The organism is Micromonospora sp. NPDC049903, assembly GCF_044460945.1.
Classification (GTDB): domain Bacteria; phylum Actinomycetota; class Actinomycetes; order Mycobacteriales; family Micromonosporaceae; genus Micromonospora.
The window spans coordinates 26,723-45,235 of the sequence record NZ_JBITKL010000036.1 but is presented as its reverse complement, the minus strand read 5'-3'; the positions used below and the strand labels follow the sequence as shown (position 1 = coordinate 45,235).

Annotated in this window: 15 protein-coding genes; 8 read left to right on the top strand and 7 right to left on the bottom strand. The window is 73.1% G+C overall.

The genetic code is table 11. The features are described 5' to 3' along the window. Positions 1-378 precede the first annotated feature (378 nt). On the bottom strand, positions 379-807 hold the full coding sequence (locus tag ACIBO1_RS30075) for a cytochrome c oxidase subunit 4 (protein ID WP_396752363.1): 429 nt from the start codon (positions 805-807) through the stop codon (positions 379-381). Between the two features lie 11 nt (positions 808-818). Next, entirely contained in the window at positions 819-1,790 is a 972-nt protein-coding gene (gene coxB, locus ACIBO1_RS30070; RefSeq protein WP_350696240.1) for a cytochrome c oxidase subunit II, read from the bottom strand. 195 nt (positions 1,791-1,985) lie between these two features. On the opposite strand from coxB, the gene ACIBO1_RS30065 reads away from it, so the two are divergent. Next, the gene (locus ACIBO1_RS30065; protein ID WP_396752361.1) at positions 1,986-3,137 is read left to right on the top strand and encodes a cysteine desulfurase family protein; all 1,152 of its coding nucleotides are present in this window, start codon (positions 1,986-1,988) and stop codon (positions 3,135-3,137) included. Continuing rightward, a complete protein-coding gene (locus ACIBO1_RS30060) occupies positions 3,134-3,358 on the top strand; it encodes a sulfurtransferase TusA family protein (RefSeq protein ID WP_396752359.1) in 225 nt (74 codons plus the stop codon). The genes ACIBO1_RS30065 and ACIBO1_RS30060 overlap by 4 nt, the downstream gene beginning before the upstream one ends. Before the next feature lie 154 nt (positions 3,359-3,512). Here ACIBO1_RS30060 and ACIBO1_RS30055 read toward each other — a convergent pair whose 3' ends face one another. The 3 genes from ACIBO1_RS30055 to ACIBO1_RS30045 form a co-directional block, all read right to left on the bottom strand. After that, positions 3,513-4,490 (bottom strand): carbohydrate kinase family protein, encoded by a 978-nt coding sequence (locus ACIBO1_RS30055; RefSeq protein ID WP_396752357.1) that lies wholly within the window; start codon positions 4,488-4,490, stop codon positions 3,513-3,515. Positions 4,491-4,848: 358 nt separating this feature from the next. Then, on the bottom strand, positions 4,849-5,217 hold the full coding sequence (gene erpA / locus ACIBO1_RS30050; protein ID WP_007072244.1) for an iron-sulfur cluster insertion protein ErpA: 369 nt from the start codon (positions 5,215-5,217) through the stop codon (positions 4,849-4,851). Positions 5,218-5,401: 184 nt separating this feature from the next. Continuing rightward, entirely contained in the window at positions 5,402-6,541 is a 1,140-nt protein-coding gene (locus tag ACIBO1_RS30045; RefSeq protein ID WP_396752355.1) for a glycerate kinase, read from the bottom strand. 68 nt (positions 6,542-6,609) lie between these two features. Here ACIBO1_RS30045 and nadA point away from each other — a divergent pair, with 68 nt between their 5' ends. The 3 genes from nadA to ACIBO1_RS30030 all read left to right on the top strand — a co-directional run bounded on the left by nadA (position 6,610) and on the right by ACIBO1_RS30030 (position 10,041). Then, entirely contained in the window at positions 6,610-7,785 is a 1,176-nt protein-coding gene (nadA, locus tag ACIBO1_RS30040; RefSeq protein ID WP_350696232.1) for a quinolinate synthase NadA, read from the top strand. Between the two features lie 213 nt (positions 7,786-7,998). Further along, complete coding sequence (murA, locus tag ACIBO1_RS30035) at positions 7,999-9,354, top strand: UDP-N-acetylglucosamine 1-carboxyvinyltransferase (RefSeq protein ID WP_396752353.1); 1,356 nt, start codon at positions 7,999-8,001, stop codon at positions 9,352-9,354. Between the two features lie 84 nt (positions 9,355-9,438). Then, entirely contained in the window at positions 9,439-10,041 is a 603-nt protein-coding gene (locus tag ACIBO1_RS30030) for a DUF3043 domain-containing protein (RefSeq protein ID WP_396752351.1), read from the top strand. Positions 10,042-10,096: 55 nt separating this feature from the next. On the opposite strand, the gene ACIBO1_RS30025 is transcribed toward ACIBO1_RS30030, so the two are convergent. Together ACIBO1_RS30025 and ACIBO1_RS30020 are read right to left on the bottom strand one after the other, a co-directional pair. Continuing rightward, positions 10,097-10,405 carry an AzlD domain-containing protein gene (locus tag ACIBO1_RS30025; RefSeq protein ID WP_176094924.1) on the bottom strand — a complete coding sequence of 103 codons (309 nt, stop codon included), beginning with the start codon at positions 10,403-10,405 and terminating at the stop codon, positions 10,097-10,099. Beyond that, positions 10,399-11,268 (bottom strand): AzlC family ABC transporter permease, encoded by an 870-nt coding sequence (locus tag ACIBO1_RS30020; RefSeq protein ID WP_396752349.1) that lies wholly within the window; start codon positions 11,266-11,268, stop codon positions 10,399-10,401. Before ACIBO1_RS30020 ends, ACIBO1_RS30025 begins: the two co-directional genes overlap by 7 nt. A 66-nt stretch (positions 11,269-11,334) precedes the next feature. Here ACIBO1_RS30020 and ACIBO1_RS30015 point away from each other — a divergent pair, with 66 nt between their 5' ends. The 3 genes from ACIBO1_RS30015 to ACIBO1_RS30005 all read left to right on the top strand — a co-directional run bounded on the left by ACIBO1_RS30015 (position 11,335) and on the right by ACIBO1_RS30005 (position 18,462). Next, positions 11,335-11,895, top strand: a complete 561-nt coding sequence (locus ACIBO1_RS30015) for a helix-turn-helix domain-containing protein (protein WP_396752347.1) — start codon at positions 11,335-11,337, stop codon at positions 11,893-11,895. Positions 11,896-12,320: 425 nt separating this feature from the next. Then, entirely contained in the window at positions 12,321-17,324 is a 5,004-nt protein-coding gene (locus ACIBO1_RS30010; protein ID WP_396752345.1) for a WG repeat-containing protein, read from the top strand. 139 nt (positions 17,325-17,463) lie between these two features. Next, positions 17,464-18,462: an aldo/keto reductase family protein gene (locus tag ACIBO1_RS30005; RefSeq protein WP_350696219.1), complete on the top strand. Its 999-nt coding sequence runs from the start codon at positions 17,464-17,466 to the stop codon at positions 18,460-18,462. The last annotated feature ends 51 nt before the right edge of the window (positions 18,463-18,513 follow it).

Genomic DNA, 18,513 nt, shown 5'->3' with positions numbered 1-18,513 from the left:
ACCCGAAGATCACCTCTTCGTGGACCTGCTCAAACACCCACCACCACCCCACCGTCAAGACCTCCTGGCCAGCGGATTCAGGATGGAACTACTTCCAAGAAGTTGCGCGGATCATGAGGGTGACGGCGATCGAAGCCGTCCGGGGGTGCGGCACCACGCGCCACTACCACGTCCCGCTCGACGCGAGGGAGACAAGGGCGTCCTCCTCACCCTCGCCGCTCCGGTCCAGCAGCACGCGACACCTCCCCGCATCCCCCGTCCGCAGGCACGCGACACACCTCGTCCGCCGCAGCGACCGCACGCACGGACACGGAGACACGGACACGGGAAAGCCCGCCTCCCTCAAGGAGGCGGGCTTTCACCAGGTCGGTGCGCCGATCAGTGCTCGGCGGTGCGCCGGGTGCCGCTGTAGTACTCGAACAGCAGGCCGCAGGTGGCGAAGACCACTGCCACCATGCCGGCGACGAGCAGCCAGAGCTGCCAGAACACCAGGCCGAGGCCGGCGATGGCGGCGGCCAGGGCCAGACCGAAAGGCCAGTAGCTGCCGGGGCTGAAGAAGCCGATCTCGCCCGCGCCGTCGGCGATCTCACCGTCGGGACGGTCCTCGGGACGCAGGTCGATCCGGCGGGAGACGAACCAGAAGAAGCCGCCGCACATGGAGCAGAGCAGGAACGACAGCAGCAGGGCCACGGTGCCGATCCACTCGACCCGACCGCCCGAGTCGGCGAAGGTCCAACCGCCGTAGAGGGCGGTGGCGAACAGCAGGAACGCGGCGATGATGAGGAAGATGCGCCACTCGGTCTTCATCCGGGGTTACCTCAGTTTCCCGCGCCGGCCGTGGTGCTGGCCTGGTTGAAGTTGTCCTGGGTACGGCGCGTCTCGAACGGCTTGGTGGTGATCGCGTACGGCTCCTCGCCGATCGCGGTCAGCGCGTCCTGGGTCGACGCCCCGTCCTGCTTGGCCGCGAGGAACCGGTCGAAGTTCTCCGGCGAGACGACCCGCAGCTCGAAGTTCATGAAGGCGTGGTAGCTGCCGCACAGCTCGGCGCAGCGGCCCACGTACGCGCCCTCGGACTCCAGCGAGGAGACCTCGAAGACGTTGCGGATGCTGCCCGGCATCACGTCCCGCTTGAACAGCATCTCCGGCACCCAGAAGGAGTGGATGACGTCGCGGCTGGTCTCCTCGAACCGGATGGACCGGTTGCTCGGCAGCACCAAGATCGGGATGACCTCGCTGGTGCCCAGCACGGAGGCGGTGGTGTTCGCGTCCACACCCTGGCCGTCGCGGTAGTTGAACTGCCAGTTCCACTTGAAGGCGACCACCTCGACGGTCACGTCGGGGTTGTTGGTGGTCTTCACCACGTCGGTCTGCACGACCGCGGTGTAGTAGAAGAGCACGGCCACGACCAGCACCGGCGCGATGGTGTAGAGGAACTCCATCGGCAGGTTGTATCGGGTCTGCACCGGCAGCTCGTTGCCGCGCTTGCGGTAACGCACCACGCACCAGAAGATCAGGCCCCAGACGAAGACGCCGACCACCAGCGCGGCGATGCACGAGGCGATCCACAGGTCGTACATCCGCCGGGATTCCGGCGTGATGCCGCCCTGGGGCCAGCCGAAGCCGCCGAACGCCGCGCCGACATCACAGCCCGTGAGCAGGACCAGCAGCGCCGCCCCGCCGAAGCCGAGCCCGGCAAGACGCCCGGCGCGACGCCCCCGACGCCCGACGGCTCCTGGGGATGCGCTGCTCCGCACGGCCGTCGGCCGTACCTCCGAACTCCTTGCGACCACCTGGTCCTGCCTCCCTAGCGCGCCGCGGTGCTTCCTCGGTCCGGCCGGCTCCGCCGAGCGGAACCACCACACCAGCGGCAAAGGCGTCACCGACGGTCGCAGATTACTCGACCATGACGGGCTCGACCCGGTTGGGGTCAGTCTCCGCCCTGGACGGGGGATCTTGCGCGGACCGAGGCGATAGCGTGGGCAGACGTGATTCCTTCCCCGGTCTACCTGGACGCGGCCACCGCCGCGCCGCTGCATCCGGTCGCTCGGCAGGCGCTGCTGGCCGCCCTCGACGACGGTTGGGCCGACCCGGATCGGCTCTACACCCAGGCGCGCCGCGCCCGCCAGTTGCTCGACGCCGCCCGCGAGGCGGCGGCGGACACCCTCGGCGTACGCCCCGACGAGCTCTCCTTCACCCCCAGCGGTACGAGCGCGGCGCACGCGGCCGTGCTGGGTGGCCTGGTCGGCCGTCGGCGTGTCGGGGCGGGGCTGGTGCACTCGGCGATCGAGCACTCGGCGGTGTTGCACGCCGCCGAGCAGCACGTGGCGCGGGGCGGCACCACGACCGAGGTGCCGGTCGACCGGTCCGGCCGGCTGGACCTGGACGCCTGGTCGGCGGCGGTGGCGGGGCCCGGGGTGGCGCTGGCCGCGCTGATCGCCGCCAGCCACGAGGTGGGCACCGTGCAGCCGGTCGAGGACGCGGCGGCGGCCTGCGCCGAGGCGGGGGTGCCGCTGCACGTCGACGCCGCCCAGGTCGTGGGGCGGGTACCGGTGCCGGCCGGCTGGTCGGTGTTGACCGCGAGCGCCCGCAAGTGGGGCGGCCCCCCGGGCGTCGGGCTGCTGGTGGTCCGCAAGGGCACCCGCTGGGAGTCGCCGTGGCCGTCGGACGAGCACGAGTCGGGGCGTACCCCCGGCACGGTCAACCTGCCGGCGGTGGTCGCGGCGGCGGCGAGCCTGCGCGCGGCGGCGGCCGACGCCGACGCCGAGGCGGCCCGGCTGACCCCGCTGGTGGACCGGATCCGGGCCCGGGTGGCGGCCGACGTGCCGGATGTCGAGGTGGTGGGCGATCCCGAGCGGCGGCTGCCGCACCTGGTCACCTTCTCCTGCCTCTATGTCGACGGCGAGGCGCTGCTGCACGCGTTGGACCGGCGGGGCTTCGCGGTGTCGTCGGGCTCTTCCTGCACCTCGTCGACGTTGCGCCCGTCACACGTGCTGGAGGCGATGGGGGTGCTGTCCCACGGCAACGTCCGGGTCTCGCTGCACCGGGGCACCACCGAGGCGGACGTGGACCGGTTCCTCGCCGAGTTGCCGCAGATCGTGGCCGACCTGCGGGCCGAGGCGGGGGTGGTGGGGCTGTGACGACCCCCGACGAGGTGCTCGACTGTCTCGGCCAGCGGTGCCCGCTGCCGGTGATCGCGCTGGCCCGCCGGCTGCCGTCCCTGCCCGTCGGCGCGGTGATCCGCGTCCTCGCCGACGACCCGGCGGCGGCGGTGGACATCCCGGCCTGGTGCCGGATGCGCCAGCAGGAGTTCCTGGGCGCCGCACCCGGCCCCGGCTACGACGTCCGCCGGTCTCTGTGAAAGGAAGGGCACCTTATTAACGCCTCGTGCATAGGAAGGGCCCCCTGCTAACACCGCACCTAACACACGATCGGCTCTCGATCCCGTCCGCCGCAGCGGAACCGCTCGGAATCGAGAGCCGGGACACCGTACGGACGCCGCGACGGTGCAGTGGTCAGGGCAGCAGGTGGGGGCGGACCTCGTCGGCGGCCTCGTCGCCGTACGACTCGGCGAGGCGCTTGACGAACAGGTCGCGGCGCACCTGGTACTCCTGGGTGCCGACGGTCTCCAGCACCAGGGCGGCCAGCAGCGAACCGACCTGCGCGGCGCGCTCCAGCCCGACACCCCAGGAGAGCGCGGTGAAGAAGCCGGCGCGGAAGCCGTCGCCGACGCCGGTGGGGTCGATCGCCTGGGCCTCGCGGGCGATCGGCACGTGGATCGGGGCGAAGTCCCGCCCGGCGATCTCCACTCCGTGCTTGCCCAGCGTGGTGACCCGGATTCGGACCCGGTCCAGCAACTGCGCGTCGCTCAGCCCGGCCTTGGTCTGCAGCAGCGACTTCTCGTAGTCGTTGGTCATCAGGTACTCGGCGCCGTCGATCAGCGACACCACGTCCTCGCCATCCATCCGGGCGAGCTGCTGGGACGGGTCGGCGGCGAACCGGTAACCGCGCTCGCGGCACTCGGCGGAGTGGCGCAGCATCGCCTCCGGGTCGTTGGCGCCGACCAGGACCAGGTCCAGCCCGCCGAGCCGCTGCGCGACGGGGTGCAGCTCGATGTTGCGCGCCTCGCTCATCGCGCCGGCATAGAACGAGGCGATCTGGCACATGTCGGTGTCGGTGGTGCAGACGAAGCGGGCGGTGTGCGCCACCTCGCTGATGTGCACCGAGTCGCAGTCCACCCCGTGCCGCTCCAGCCAGGAGCGGTAGTCGGCGAAGTCGGCGCCGACGGCCCCGAGCAGCACCGGACGCAGGCCGAGTTGTCCCATGCCGAACGCGATGTTCGCCGCCACTCCGCCCCGGCGTAGCACCAGATCGTCCACCAGGAAGGAGAGCGAGACCTTGTGCAACTGGTCGGCGATGAGCTGGTCGGCGAACCGGCCCGGGAAGCTCATCAGGTGGTCGGTGGCGATCGAGCCGGTCACGGCGATCTTCATGGCAACCCTCGGGGTCGGGATCAGGGCGCGGTCAGCCTACCGGCACCACGCCCACCGAGCGACCAGCCCGCTCAACCTCCCCCACCGCCCACTTACCCACCCACCACCCCAAACCATCCCGCCCCCGGCCAACCCACCAACCACACCCCCGTACCCACCCCGGCCGGCCAGGTTGATCAAGGAGTTTTCGCCCTCCCGGCCGCCCTCACGTGACCAAAACCTCTTGATCACCGGCAGCAGGGCGGGCGGGGGCGGGCGGGAGCGCGGAGCCCGGGTGGGGGTGGGTGGGTGGGGGGTGGGAACGCGCGACGGCGGAACGGCCGGGGGGCCGTTCCGCCGTCGGAGGTTGGTTGGAGACTCAGCTGAAGGAGTCGCCGCAGGCGCAGGAGTTGCCTGCGTTGGGGTTGTCGATGGTGAAGCCCTGGGCGTCGATCCGGTCGGCGAAGTCGATGGTGGCGCCGGTCAGGTAGGGGGCGCTCATCCGGTCGACGACCACCTCGACACCGTCGTAGTCGGTGACGACGTCACCGTCGAGCGAACGCTCGTCGAAGAAGAGCTGATACCGCAGGCCGGAGCAGCCACCCGGCTGCACGGCGACGCGGAGCCGCAGGTCGTCGCGGCCCTCCTGCTCGATCAGGGCCTTGACCTTCTGCGCCGCGACGTCGGTGAGGACGACGGACGTGGGGGCCTTGGCCTCGGTCGACTCGGTCTGCGCTGGCGTGGTCACGTGGAATTCTCCCTGCGCGCGTTCGAAGAAGTGGTCTTCCCCTGGCCAACGTCGTTCGCCGGTCAGCGATTCCCACAGCGGTCCAGCTTCTGATTGTAGGCCGCCGAGCGCCCGGTGACCCGGCAGCGTGACGGGCCCCTCCGGCGCAGGCCGGACACCGGGGTGCTCCGGGGACGAGCTGCGGTCAGCGGCTCCACTGCCGGGCCAGTCGGGAGCCGAGTTCCCGCAGCCCCTGGGCCGGACGTTCCATCGCCGCCGCCAGCCCGCCGCGCTCCTCGCCGCCGAAGTGCTCCACCAGGCTGTACGCGTCGGTCACGCCGACCGACGCCGCCTCACGCCGACCGGTGCTGACCTGGCCGGCGAGCACGACGCAGGGTACGCCCCGGTCCCGGGCCGCGCCCGCCACCCCGGCCACCACCTTGCCGCGCAGCGACTGGTGGTCGAACTTGCCCTCGCCGGTGACCACCAGATCGACCTCGTCGAGCACGGTCTCCAGCCCGATCGCACGGCTGACCAGTCCGATGCCGGATTCGCACCGGCCACCGAGGGCGAGCAGTGCGGCACCGACACCACCGGCCGCGCCTCCGCCGGGCAGCGCGCCGAGCCCGCTGGGGCAGCCCGGCAGGTCGCGTTCGAGCACCTCGGCCCAGCGCCCGAGCGCGGCGTCGAGCAGCAGCACGTCAGCCCGGTCGGCGCCCTTCTGCGGCCCGAAGACGTTGCTCGCGCCGTGCAGCCCGAGCAGGGGGTTGTCGACGTCGGTGGCGGCGATCAGGCGGGCGTCGCGCAGCCGGGGCGCCCCGTCGAGCGTGGCGGCGGCGGCCAGCGCGGCACCGCCGTACGGCAGAGCGTTGCCGGTGTCGTCCAGCGGGACGGCACCCAAGGCGGTGATCATCCCGGCGCCGCCGTCGTTGGTGCCGGAGCCGCCCAGCCCGACGACCACCGTCCGGGCGCCCGCCTCGACCGCGGCGGCGATCAACTGACCCAGCCCGTACGACGTGGTGGCCCTGGGGTTGCGTTCGGCGGGGTCGAGCAGGTGCAGTCCGCACGCCTGGGCGCTCTCCAGCCAGGCGGTCGCGCCGTCGTCGGTGAGCAGGATCTCACCGGTGACGGCACGGCCCAGCGGATCGGTCGTCGGCACCGGCACCCGCCGGCCGGACAGCGCGCCGGCGAGCACGTCGAGGAAGCCCGGCCCGCCGTCGGCCAGCGGCCTGACCAGCAGATCGTCGCCGGGCGCGATCTCCCGCCAGCCGTCGGCCACCGCAGCGGCGACCTCGGGGGCCGGCAGCGTGCCGGCGAACTTGTCCGGACAGAGCAGTACGCGCATGCCTGGCAGTGTGGCAGCCCACACCGGCTCGGGCGGCACGCTGGTCATGCTGTGGGACCATGGTCAGCGTGACGTCGACCTGGGTTGAGCCCTCCAACACCGCGACTGCGCTGCTGCTTCTCGGCCGTGGCAGCGACCCCGCCACCGAGCGTGGCGTGGAGTGTCCGGGTGACCTGCCGGCACCGAGCGACCCCGATCTGGTGTCCCGGGCGGCGGCGGCCAAGGCCGCGCTCGGCGACCGGGTCTTCGTGCTGGGGCACCACTATCAGCGCGACGAGGTGATCCAGTTCGCCGACGTGACCGGTGACTCGTTCAAGCTGGCCCGCGAGGCGGCCGCCCGGCCGGACGCGGAGTACATCGTCTTCTGCGGTGTGCACTTCATGGCCGAGAGCGCCGACATCCTCACCTCGGACGCGCAGCAGGTGATCCTGCCGGACCTGGCGGCGGGCTGCTCGATGGCGGACATGGCCGCGCTGCCGCAGGTCGAGAGCGCGTGGGACGTCCTGACCGAGCTGGGCATCGCGGCGCAGACGGTCCCGGTGACCTACATGAACTCGTCGGCCGACATCAAGGGCTTCGTCGGTCGCAACGGCGGGGTCGTCTGCACCTCGTCGAACGCCAAGCGGGCCCTGGAGTGGGCCTACCAGCAGGGCGAGAAGGTACTCTTCCTGCCCGACCAGCACCTGGGCCGCAACACGGCCGTGCTGGAGATGGGCTTCTCGCTGGACGACTGTGTGCTCTACGACCCGCACAAGCCGGGCGGTGGGCTGACGCCCGAGCAGCTTCGCGACGCGCGGATGATTCTGTGGCGGGGGCACTGTTCGGTGCACGGCCGGTTCACCCTCGACAGCGTCAACGACGTACGCGAGCGGGTGCCAGGCGTGAACGTGCTGGTGCACCCCGAGTGCCGGCACGAGGTGGTCAACGCCGCCGATCTGGTCGGTTCGACGGAGTACATCATCCGTACGATCGAGGCGGCTCCGGCCGGTTCGGCATGGGCGGTCGGCACCGAGCTGAATCTGGTCCGCCGACTCGCGCTGGCGCACCCGGACAAGCAGATCATGTTCCTGGACAAGGCCGTCTGCTATTGCTCGACGATGAACCGCATCGATCTGCCGCACCTGGTGTGGGCGCTGGAGGAGCTGGTCGCGGGTCGGGTGGTCAACCGGATCACCGTCGACGCGGACACCGCGCACCACGCGCGGGTGGCGCTGGACCAGATGCTCGCACTACCGGGCGCCTGATCACTCTCGGCAACCATTGCCGTACACAAAAGTGCCGGATCACCGATAAATGCCCCCAGGGGTAGTGTGACCGGATCCATTCTCATCACAGAGGGCTATGCTGCCGGGCGGACGAGACACCGCGGGCGTGTGCGTTTGGCCGCGACCGCGCCGTGGGTAGCCACCTGCGGTGACCCAGATCGATACGGCAGCACGCACGCGCTGGAGGTTGCGTTGACCGACGACGTCCTGGTCGTACACGGAGGCACCCCGCTTCAAGGGCGGATCCGCGTGCGCGGTGCGAAGAACCTGGTTTCCAAGGCGATGGTCGCCGCCCTGCTGGGCGACAGCCCGAGCCGGTTGTTCGACGTACCCAAGATTCGCGACGTGGAGGTGGTCCGGGGCCTGCTCGGGCTGCACGGCGTCAAGGTGACCGACGGCCTCGAGGACGGCGAGCTGGTCTTCGACCCCGCCAACGTGGAGGGCGCCAGCACCGACCAGATCAACGTGCACGCCGGTTCCAGCCGGATCCCGATCCTGTTCTGCGGACCGCTGCTGCACCGCCTCGGGCACGCCTTCATCCCGGACCTGGGCGGCTGCCACATCGGCCCCCGGCCGATCGACTTCCACCTCCAGGCGCTGCGGGAGTTCGGCGCCACGGTCGAGAAGACCCCCGAGGGGCTGCACCTGTCCGCCCCGAACGGCCTGCACGGCACCAAGTTCTCTCTGCCCTACCCGAGTGTGGGCGCGACCGAGCAGGTGCTGCTCACCGCCGTGATGGCCGAGGGTGTCACCGAGCTACGCAACGCCGCCGTGGAGCCGGAGATCATCGACCTGATCTGCATCCTGCAGAAGATGGGCGCGATCATCAAGGTGCACACCGACCGGGTCATCGAGATCCAGGGCGTGCCCCGACTGCACGGCTACACGCACCGGCCGATCCCGGACCGGATCGAGGCGGCGAGCTGGGCCGCGGCGGCCCTGGCCACCCGGGGTCACGTCGAGGTGCTCGGTGCCGAGCAGGCCGACATGATGACCTTCCTGAACGTCTTTCGCTCGGTCGGCGGCGAGTACGAGGTGACCGACGCCCGCCCGCCGAAGCTGGGGCACCCGGGTCAGGAGGGCGGCATCCGGTTCTGGCACCCGGGCGGCGAGCTGAACGCGGTGGCCCTGGAGACCGACGTGCACCCGGGCTTCATGACCGACTGGCAGCAGCCCCTGGTGGTGGCGCTGACCCAGGCGCGGGGCCTGTCGATCGTCCACGAGACGGTCTACGAGCAGCGGCTGGGCTACACCGAGGCGCTCAACACGATGGGCGCGAACATCCAGGTCTACCGGGACTGCCTGGGCGGCACGCCGTGCCGCTTCGGCCGGCGCAACTTCAAGCACTCGGCGGTGATCGCCGGGCCGAGCAAACTGCACGCGGCCGACCTGGTCATCCCCGACCTGCGGGCCGGTTTCAGCCACCTGATCGCCGCGCTGGCCGCCGAGGGCACCTCCCGGGTGTACGGCGTCGACCTGATCAACCGGGGCTACGAGGACTTCGAGGCGAAGCTCGCCGACCTCGGCGCGCACGTCGAGCGACCCTGACCTCGACCGGGGACTCCGGCCCCTCCCGCACGGGTCCGGTGCACCGATGTGCACCGGCCTCGTGGCGTTGGCTACCCTTGCCGCGTGCCGTCGCTGTTTCGTCGTAAGTCCGCCGACCTCGCCGATCCCGTCACCGAGCCGGAGACCCCGGCCGAGGAGGAGTCGGATTCCACTCGTGCGCGTGGTTACACGCCGGGCAAGGGACGGGAGACGCCCAAGCGGCCCGTCACCGGCCGTCGGCCGGCCGGCGCGACCAAGCCGCTGAGCAAGGACGAGGCCAAGGCGCTGCGTCGCCAGCGGCGCGCCGAGGCGTCGGCGGAGTTCCGGCGCGAGGGCGGTCCGCGCGACCGGGGCCCGGAGCGGCTGCTCGCCCGCAACGTGGTGGACTCCCGGCGGACCGTCGGCACCTGGTTCTTCGGCGGCGCGCTGGTCGTGCTGATCGGCTCCAACCAGGCGATGCCCCCGGAGATCCGGCTCGCCTCGAACCTGCTCTGGGGCGCGCTGGCGCTGGGCGTGGTGATCGACTCCGTGCTCATCTCGCGCAAGATCAAGAAGCTGGTCCGGGAACGTTTCCCCCGCACCGACCAGCGGATGGGCTCGCTCTACTTCTACGCGATCATGCGGTCGATCACCTTCCGCAAGCTGCGTACCCCGGAGCCTCGGGTCGCCCTCGGCGACCCGGTCTGACCCGCCGGTCGCCGCCGCGCCGCGGCGACCCTCTCCGGCCCGTGACCGGCACCGGTCACGGCACGCCGAGCAGGCGCAGCACCGCAGCGGTGCCGGCGGCGGCGAGGACCACCACCACGAACGGCGCGCGTCGCCAGGCCAGCGCCACCCCGACCAGCACCCCCGCCGGTCGGGCCCAGCCGGCGAAGCCGCCCGCCTCGGTCAGCGCCGCAGTGGCCGCCAGCGCCGCCAGCAGGGCCGCCGCGCCGACCGGCAGCAACTGCCGCGCCCACGCCGGCAGGTCGAGCCGGTCCCGCAGCAGCACCCCGGCGACCCGGAAGGCGTACGTCCCGACGGCCAGCGCCACGATCGCCGCGATCAGCACGGCTCCTTCTCCCCTCGCCCGGCCGGCACCGGATCGGCCCCCGGCACGTCGACCGTCGGTGTGTCGACCGGCTGCGTAGCGATCTGCAGCGGATTCCCCGACGCGGGTGCCTCCAGCGCGTCGACCGGCCTGGAGTTCTGCGGCGTACCGCCCGGCGCGGAGGTCTGCGCTGCGTCGATCCGCGTACGGCCGGTCCGGATCCGCTGGACGGCCAGCAGCCCCGGGCCGGCCAGGGCGAGCAGCACCGGCAGGCCGGCGGGGAGCAGCGGCGTGGTGAGTACCGCCACCACGGCACCGGCCAGCGCCATCCGCCGGGTCTCGGGATCACGCAGGCTGGGCAGCAGCAGGGCGATCAGGCCGGCCGGGAAGGCCGCGTCCAGGCCGAGTGCGGCCGGGTCACCGGCCACCCCGCCGGCCAACACGCCGAGCACGGTGCCGGCGTTCCAGGCCAGGAAGAGCAGCACCCCGGCGAGCCAGAACGCCCGGCGGCGGTCGGCACCGGGCGGCCGGGCCAGGGTGAACGCGGTCGCCTCGTCGGTCATCAGGTGACTGCCGAGCAGACGGTGCCGCAGTCGGCGGCCGATCGTGTCACCGAGGGTCAACCCGAACGGCAGATGCCGGGCGTTGAGCAGCAGCCCGGCGAGGACGGCGGCGACCGGGTTGCCGGCGGCCAGCAACCCGACCGCCATGAACTGCGCGCCTCCGGCGTACACCAGGACCGACATCGTCACGGCGGCCCAGCCGGGAACTCCGGCCGCCACGGCGACCGCGCCGAACGAGGCGCCCACGGCGACCATCGCCGCCGCGATGGCGGCGACGTCCCGGAGGACGCCGGCCCCCGGTGTTCGTTCTGGCGTACGCATGGTTCATCATGATGAACACGCCGCTGATGTTCGTCAAATAGAACAGCATGACCGACGGAGCGAACCATGGCCCCCGAACCCACTCCCCCGTTGGCCACCATCGCCGCCGCCCTCCGCTACGAACGGCAACGGGTGGGCATCTCCCTCACCGAGCTCGCCCGGCGGGCCGGCATCGCCAAGTCGACGCTGTCGCAACTGGAGTCCGGCGTCGGCAACCCGAGTGTGGAGACACTGTGGGCGCTGGGAGTGGCGCTCGACGTGCCGTTCAGCCGGCTGGTCGAGCCGCCGGCCACCACGGTCCGGGTGGTCCGGGCCGGGGACGGCCCCCGCATCCGTTCCGAGCACGCCGACTTCGTCGGCACGCTGCTGACCGCCGGAGCCGCGCACGCCCGCCGGGACGTATACCTGATCGAGCTGGAGCCGGGCCGGGTACGTACCGCCGACCCGCACACCCCGCGCAGCGTGGAGCACGTGGTGGTGGGCGCCGGTCGACTGCGCTGCGGCCCCGAACAGGACCAGGTGGAACTCGGCCCGGGGGACTACGCGACCTTCCCGGGCGACGCCCCGCACCGCTACGAGGCCCTCGCACCGGGTACGTTCGCGGTGCTGGTGATGGAGCATCCCTGACTCGCGACCGGTGCCGCGACGGCGAGTTGACCAAGGGTTGCGGATCGCGGGAAGTCCGACCCGATCAAAGCCCTAAATGTCCTGATCAATAGGATAACGTTTGAGTTCGACGAGGGTGCCGCAGTGGCGGTGAACGAGCCCACGCCGCTACCCTCCATGCGCAGCCATTCGGTGCCGGGACGAGCGACTTCACCGGCCCGCAGGGGTGCCCAGCGCGACCATTTCCGACGAGGTGACATCGGCGTGAGCGAGCGGACGCGAGCCGACCACCGGGGCGCGCCCGTGAACGGGCGGACGTCGGTCCCGTGGTCTGCCGTGACCTTGCCTTCCGGTGTCGCGCCGTCCGTCGGGCCGGCCCGAGACCGCCATGCCGCAGCCGGCGCCGCCACCCGGCGACGTCCCGGCCGCAGCGACAGGCCCCGCGGATGAGTCGCGGCTACGCCGACCGGTGGCCGGGCCCCGCCGATCCGTCCTGGGTCGTCGAACCGACGGCCGAGTGGCAACCCCAGTTCCCGGGCCAGCGATACCCGGGTGACATCGGCCTCGACCACCAGCCGCCACCCGGCCGCAGCCGGTCCAGCGCGGTCGGCCGCGCCGAGGTGCCGCCACTCGCCCCGACACGGCCGGACGGCACGTACGTGGGCAGGTCCTGGGACGACGAGCCGGACGGTCGGCCGGGACGGCAGGAGATCCCGGAGCCCCGACGCCACGACGGGCCCACCAGCGCGCCACCGTACGACCGGTCGCTCGCCGGTGCGCGTCCGGAGCGACCCGGCCCCGAGGGCCGATGGTCCGAGCGCGAACGGGACGGGATCACCTGGTCCGAGATGGGCGCCCAGGGTGCCGCCGGTACACCGACTCGCCACGACCAGCGCGACCCCGACCGGTACCCGCCGAGGGACCCGGACCGCCGCGACCGGTACGCCCCGCCCGACCCGGACCGCCGCGACCAACGGGAACCCGACCGGTACGCCCGACGCGACCCGGACCGCCGCGACCCACGGGAACCCGACCGGTACGCCCGACGCGACGCCGACCGCCGCGACGCCGACCGCTACGCCCGCCGTGACCCAGACCGCCGTGACCCAGACCGGCGCGACCCAGACCGGCGCGACCCGGACCGGCGCGACCCAGACCGACGGGACCGGGACCGTTTCGGCTGGGACGCCCCCGAGCGCGGTGACGCCGACTGGTATGACCGCGATCCGGACCGACGCGACGCCAACCGACGCGACCCAGACAGGCGCGACCCAGACCGGCCTGCCCCGGACCGGCGCGACGCAGACCGGCCTGCCCCGGACCGGCGCGACGCAGACAGGCGCGCCCCGGACCGGCGCGAACCGGACGGCCGTGACCCGGACCGGTACGCCCGCCGTGATCCGGACCGACGCGACGACCGAGACCCCGACCGGTACGCCCGCCGTGGGACCGACCCACGCGACCCGGACCGCTTCGCCCGACGCGATCCGGACCGACGCGACGACCGTGCCCCGGACCGCTATGCCCGACGCGATCCGGACCGACGCGACGACCGGGATCCGGAGCGCTATGCCCGGCGTGGCCCGGACCGGTGGGACGAGCGCGACCCCGACCGCCACCCCCAGCGCCCACGTCGGTCCGAACCCGTCGGGCGCGACGGCCGCTGGGACCGGGATGCGCCGACCTCCCCGGCCGGACGCGCGGAGCCCGGTTGGGCCGCCGAGCCGGACGACGACCGGCGTCGGCCCTCCGCCGCGCGTCGACCGGCCGAGGACGCCGACCGGCGGCCGACCGGTGAATCCTCCTCACGGCCCCGCTACCAGTGGAGCAGCCACCCTGGCGAGCCGTCGGTCGACGACCGGCCGTCGGTGGAGCGGTACGACTACCGCGACGACTTCAGCGTGGGCGACCCGGACAGCGCCCCGTACCCGGACGGCTACGTCGACGAGGAGCCGATCCGCACCCGCGACGAGTGGGAGCGTCCCGAACCACCGGAACGGGATGCGGCGCCCACGAGCGGGGACCTGCCATGGCCTGCCCCCGGGCCGCTGCGCCCGAGCACCGGACGGGACCACCGCGAGTACCAGCGACCGGCGGCTCCCGAGCCCGGTACCGACCGGCACCGACCGGACGAGCGTCGCCGCGCCGACGAATTCCCGGACCCGGCGGGGCCCGAGCGGTTCGACTCGGACCGCCCAGCCGCCCGACGGCCCGACCTCGACCGGCCCGTCTCCCCGGCTCCCGACGACGACGTTCTCCGGACTGGCCGCCCCCATCTGTCGGTGGTCCCCGACCGACCGGTCTCCCCCGCGCCGGACTCGGACCGCCCGGTGTCGCCCGCCGCCGGTCGCGCCCGGCCCGTATCCCCCGCACCGGAGCGTGGTCGGCCCGACGTCACGCACCGGGACCGGCCGCTCACCGTGGTCCCGGACCGGCCCGACGACACCGACCGCGAGCGGGCCACCGGTGGCCGGCCAGATCGGGAACGTCTCGACCGTCCGGACCCGAACCGGGACCGGCCCGCCGCAGCCGCCGGGAACCGCACGCCGGCCGGGGACACCGTCCGGCCGGCACCACTGCACCAGCACGAGGTACGCCCGGCTCCGCTGCACGAGCACCAGGTTCGTCCCGCTCCCCTGCACGACCAGCCGGTCGTCGCCACCCCGCCGCCGACCCCGGCACCCTCGGTCGCGGCGGCACCACCCGCCGCCGGTCCGTCACCGGTGCGTCCGGTCTCCGCGCCGCCCACGCAGCGCGCCGTTCCGCCGCCACCGGCCCCCGCCACGCCGCCGGTCTCCGCACCCCCGAACCACCGACCGGTCAGCGGACCACCGAGCCACCGGCCCGCCGTTGTCCCGCCGCCGGTCTCCGCACCATCCTTCTCCGCGCCACCGAGTCAGCGTCCAGTCAGCGCACCGCCAGCAGCCTCGGCACCGCCGAGTCACCGCCCGGTCTCCGCACCGCCCACGCACGCGCCTACGACCGCCGGGCCGGCACGCCCACCACTCGACCACACGCCCATCGACCGCAGGCCGCTCGACCGCACGCCGATCGAACGGCCACCGGCCGACCGTCCACCACTCGACCGCAGGCCGCTCGACCGCACGCCGGGCGAGCGGCCACCGGGCGAGCGGTCCGGGTCGGAGACGTCGGAGCCACGGCCCGCCGCCCGGAAGCCGACCCGGTTCCTCCCGCCGCCGGCCGAGCCGGCCGCGCACTCGCCGTCCCCGGCACCGGCGGAGAGCGGAGCCGGGTGGTTCGGGGCAGCAGATCCCGGTCCGGCGGTCACCCCCGACCGGCCCGCCCGTCACGGTTCCCCCGAGGCACCTGAGCCGTCGTGGTTCAGCGCCGGGCCGGCCGAGACGGACCGGCCGGTCTCGGCACCGGCGACGCCGTCCCTCTCGACGCCGTCGTTCCGCGCCGATGCCGACATGTCGGCACGCCCGGCCTCCGGGCCACCTGCGACACCGGTCTCCGGACCACCCGCACGGCCGATCTCCGGACCGCCGGACCGACCCGTCTCCGGAATCCCGGACCGGCCGATCTCGGGACCGCCGGCCCGACCGGTGTCCGCGCCCGTGTTCCCGGAGACGTCCGTGGCGTCCGCCGCCGGGCCGTCCGATCCTTACTCGACGGACCCGGTACCGCAGCTCGCCATCCCGGTCTCCGCGCCGCCGGTCCTCGACACCTCGACGCCGGTCTCCGCACCACCCGGACCGCGCCCGGCGGAGCGGGACTTGCCGGCACCGGTCTCCGCACCGCCCGTCGCCCCGGTCTCCGCCGTGCCCTCCACCCCGTTGGATCGGACGAGCGTCACGGGCACCTCGCCGGAGACGGAGAGGTTCCCGGACCTCGACGACTCGTCGACGCCCGCCGCGCCGGTGTCCGCACCGCCGCACGACCCGACCACACCGTCGGACACCTCAGCGCCGTCGGACACCTCAGCGCTGCCGGACGACGCAGCAGCACCGACCGCCGGCGCCACGCCGTCCAGCGCCGCTACCGCGCCGTCGGCCACCGGAATGCCAACGGCGGACACCGACGACTCGCTCTCCGGGACCGATCGCCCGGCCACGGACGCCCGCTCGGCCGCATCGGACGACGAGCCGGAGCCCGACGAGGCACCAGAGCCGGAGGACGAACCCGAGGCACCGGCCGACCCGGAGCAGCTGCTGGCGCACTATCCCTGGCGGCTCGACCCGACGACGCTGCGCGAACTGGTCGACGATCCCGCGGAACTGCGGGAGCTTCGGCAGGGGCTCACCGACAAGCTCGCCTCCGCCCTGGACAACCGTTCCCGGGCCCGGTTGCTGAGCCTGCGGGCGGTGGCGTCGCGCGTACTCGGAGATCTCGACGACGCGGTGGACGACGGCCGGATGGCGCTGACCTACGCGGAGGCGACCGGCGAGCTGCGGCGGTCCGCGCTGGCGCAGGCCCGGTTGGCGCACGTGCTGCGCTGGCGGGGCGAGTTCGCCGAGGCCGACCGGTTGTTCGCGGAGGCCAACTCGGTGGAGCTGCCGGACCGGTTGCGCGCAGCGTTGCACGAACACGCCGCGCGCTCCTGCTACGACCAGGGTCGCCTGATGGAGGCGTGCCACCACTTCGAGCGCGCCCTCGACCTGCGCGGCGAGGGGGACGCCGAGTTGCTGGCCCGGGTACGCGTCGGGCTGGACGCGATCGCCGCGCGCGCCGAGGCGGGCGGCTTCGGGCCGTACCCGCGGAGTTGGGACGAGGTGTTGGAGCGGGAGCGGCCGCCGGTGCCGGCCCGCGACGGCGACGAGGGCCTGTGGGGGTACGCGGACGGCGAGGGTGACCTGGTCGTGCCGGCCCGGTACGCCGAGGCCCAGCCGTTCCGGGAGGGCCTGGCCTGGGTACGCGGCACGCAGAGCGACCGGTGGTCGTTGATCGACCTGACCGGCGAGACAGTGGTCGAGCCGACCTACCTCGCGGCCCGGCCCTTCTCCGACGGGCTGGCCTGGGTAATGCGCGACGACAGCGGCTGGCTGGCGGTGGACACCGCCGGTGCGGTGGTGGTGCCGCCCGGCTTCGCCGAGGTGCGGCCGTTCCGCCGGGGCGTGGCGGCGGTCCGGCGGGACGGGTGGGGTGCCGTCGACCGCACCGGGCAGATCGTGGTGCCGACCCGCTACCACGGTTTCCACACCACCCTCGCCGACGGCCGGTACGTCGACGGGTTCACCGACGAGGGGCTGGCCGTGGTCGACCTGGCCGGACGCAAGGGCGTGGTGGACCGGACCGGTCAGGTGCTGGTCGCCCCGGCGCACCCGGTGCTGCTGATCCATCCGGTGGCGTTCCTGGCCACCAACGGCGTCGGACAGTGGGGCGCGCTGGACCGGCGCGGCGGGTCTCTCATCGATCCGATGTTCCGCAACCCGGACGAGGTCGTCGCCGAGATCGAGGGACTGCTCAGCGACGCCAGCCCGATGCTCTGACCTGGACGGACCGCTCGTCGCGACCGAGGTGCGGCGGTCGTCCGCAACCGGCACGCCACCGACGACGGTGGCCACGTCGGCCGGTGCGTCGAGAATCGCCCCTGGCCGTTCGTACCCCCGGTGGGGCTAGGGTCGTGGCATGGAATTCCGACACCTGGGCCGCTCCGGCCTGATGGTCAGCGAGATCTCGTACGGCAACTGGATCACCCATGGCTCGCAGGTCGAGGAGGACGCCGCGTTCGCCTGCGTCCGAGCCGCCCTGGACGCCGGCATCACCACCTTCGACACCGCCGACGTGTACGCCGGCACCCGCGCCGAGGACGTCCTCGGCCGGGCGCTGGAGCAGGAGCGGCGCGAGGGCCTGGAGATCTTCACCAAGGTGTACTGGCCCACCGGTCCGGGCCGCAACGACCGGGGCCTGTCCCGCAAGCACATCATGGAGTCGATCAACGGGTCGCTGCGCCGGCTGCGGACCGACTACGTCGACCTGTACCAGGCCCACCGGTACGACTACAGCACGCCGCTGGAAGAGACGATGGAGGCGTTCGCCGACGTCGTGCACTCCGGCAAGGCGCACTACATCGGGGTCTCCGAGTGGAAGGCGTCGCAGATCCGCGAGGCCCACGCCCTCGCCCGTGAGCTGCGCATCCCGCTGGTCTCCAGCCAGCCGCAGTACTCGATGCTCTGGCGGGTCATCGAGAGCGAGGTCGTACCGACCAGTGAGGAACTGGGCATCGGTCAGATCGTCTGGTCCCCGATGGCGCAGGGCGTCCTCACCGGCAAGTACCTTCCCGGCCAGCCGCCGCCCGCCGGTTCCCGGGCCACCGACGAGAAGTCCGGCGCCGGCTTCATCGCCAAGTGGCTCACCGACGACGTGCTGACCCGGGTGCAGCAGCTGCGGCCGCTGGCCGACCAGGCCGGGCTGACCATGGCCCAGCTCGCCGTCGCCTGGGTGCTGCAGAACCCGAACGTCTCCTCGGCGATCATCGGTGCGTCCCGCCCCGAGCAGGTGCACGACAACGTCAAGGCGGCCGGGGTCAAGCTCGACGCCGGTCTGCTCAAGGCGATCGACGAGATCGTCGAGCCGGTCACCGAGCGGGACCCGGCGCGTACCGAGTCGCCGGCCGAGCGGCCCTGACCCGGCCCGTTCCCGGCCGAGGCAGGCACGTGCCCCGGCCGGGGACGGCGG

Excerpts from the sequence above, each read along its gene's own strand:
- ACIBO1_RS30075 (WP_396752363.1), bottom strand. The coding sequence starts at position 807 with ATGAAGACCGAGTGGCGCATCTTCCTCATCATCGCCGCGTTCCTGCTG.
- ACIBO1_RS30055 (WP_396752357.1), bottom strand. The coding sequence starts at position 4,490 with ATGAAGATCGCCGTGACCGGCTCGATCGCCACCGACCACCTGATGAGC.
- ACIBO1_RS30045 (WP_396752355.1), bottom strand. The coding sequence starts at position 6,541 with ATGCGCGTACTGCTCTGTCCGGACAAGTTCGCCGGCACGCTGCCGGCC.
- ACIBO1_RS30020 (WP_396752349.1), bottom strand. The coding sequence starts at position 11,268 with ATGCGTACGCCAGAACGAACACCGGGGGCCGGCGTCCTCCGGGACGTC.
- ACIBO1_RS30015 (WP_396752347.1), top strand. The coding sequence starts at position 11,335 with ATGGCCCCCGAACCCACTCCCCCGTTGGCCACCATCGCCGCCGCCCTC.
- ACIBO1_RS30010 (WP_396752345.1), top strand. The coding sequence starts at position 12,321 with ATGAGTCGCGGCTACGCCGACCGGTGGCCGGGCCCCGCCGATCCGTCC.
- ACIBO1_RS30005 (WP_350696219.1), top strand. The coding sequence starts at position 17,464 with ATGGAATTCCGACACCTGGGCCGCTCCGGCCTGATGGTCAGCGAGATC.